The organism is Pedobacter immunditicola (assembly GCF_037482985.1).
GTDB lineage: Bacteria > Bacteroidota > Bacteroidia > Sphingobacteriales > Sphingobacteriaceae > Pedobacter > Pedobacter immunditicola.
Genome location: NZ_JBBHKC010000021.1, coordinates 1 through 1,379 on the forward strand (window position 1 = coordinate 1; position 1,379 = coordinate 1,379).

General features: G+C 39.1%; 2 protein-coding genes. Both read right to left on the minus strand.

Annotation, left to right across the window (positions count from 1 at the left end; translation table 11 throughout):
• Positions 1 to 888, minus strand: an 888-nt coding sequence (locus WG905_RS19470) for an IS3 family transposase (RefSeq protein ID WP_339593434.1), incomplete at its 3' end; no start/stop codon positions are given.
• On the minus strand, positions 810 to 1,331 hold the full coding sequence (locus WG905_RS19475; RefSeq protein WP_339593433.1) for a transposase: 522 nt from the start codon (positions 1,329 to 1,331) through the stop codon (positions 810 to 812). The genes WG905_RS19470 and WG905_RS19475, both read right to left, overlap by 79 nt.
• Between the last annotated feature and the right edge of the window lie 48 nt (positions 1,332 to 1,379).

The following is a 1,379-nucleotide window of genomic DNA, read 5'->3' on the forward strand; positions in this document are numbered from 1 at the left end:
TGCGAGAGCTCGGTATTCCACCGGGCTCTTTCCATTTAATCTGTTTTTTATTCTTTTATTGTTGTAGTAATGAATGTATTCTTTTAACGAAGCGATAAATTCTTCCTCAGTTTCAAAGCGCTGTCTGTACAGCAATTCTGTCTTCACGATGCCAAAAAAGCTTTCGGCCAAAGCATTATCTAAGCAGTTTCCTTTTCTGGACATGCTTTGAATAATTCCATTTTTTTCCAAAGCCTTTCTATATCCGTAATGTTGATATTGCCAGCCTTGGTCAGAATGAAAAATAAGTCCCTTTGTATCTTTCACTTTATCAAAAGCCTTATATAACATTTCGTCTATCATCTGCATATTTGGACTTTTTGAAATGCTATAAGAAATGACTTCCCCATTGAACATGTCAATTATAGGAGACAAGTAGATCTTTTCCCCTTTAATGTTCATCTGGGTGACATCCGTAGTCCATTTCTGATTAGGCAAACTTGCCTCAAAATCCCTTTCAAGTACATTGGGGGCAATTTTACCAACCTCGCCTTTGTATGAGCGATAACTTACTTTCCTGATATTGCATTTTAGGCCTAATGTTCCCATCAATTTTTGCACAGTCTTGTGGTTTATACTATAACCCCGGTTCTTCATTTCGGCAGTGACCCGCCGATAACCATATCTGCCTTTATGTAAGTGGTATATAATTTCGATTTCTTCTTTTTCATGCTTGTATTTATCATCATTTAGGCGCTTGCGATGGTAATAAAATACAGAACGAGCCATCTGTTTGCAATCCAATAGAATTGAAACATCATGTTCGGGCCTTAGTCCTTCGATGGCTTTTGCCCACTCATGTGTTCGCGGGCTTCTCTTTCCTTGACTAAGGCCTTGACTTTTTTTAATAGTGCGTTCTCTGCTCGCAAACGGGTGTTTTCCGCCTGGAGCTTCTCTAATTCTGTTTCAGGTTCAAGCTTCTTCGATCTTCCCATGCCTTTAGGTGGTCGTCCAAGGGGCTTTTGTTTGTATAGTACTGCATAGCCCTCAACTCGTACTGATCTTATCCAGCTCTCTAAGGCACCTTTGCTTACTTTATGTTCCAGAACAACCTGATTTAAAGTTACTTTTTTTTCTATGACAAGCCTTACAACTTCTTCTTTAAAATCAGGCGTGGGCTTGATGTTTGGTTGTTTGAGTAGCCCACTTTCACCATAAAGATCATATTTCCGAACCCATTCCAATATCATGCCTTCACCGATATGGCGTTCGCGGGATATACGAAGAATCGGCTTTCCCTTTCTTACTTGAGAAACTACATCAAGTTTCTCTTCAAATGTGTGTTTTGACATAAATAATAAACCCCAAAAGTTTTTGTCTAACTTTTGGGGTTCACTTCA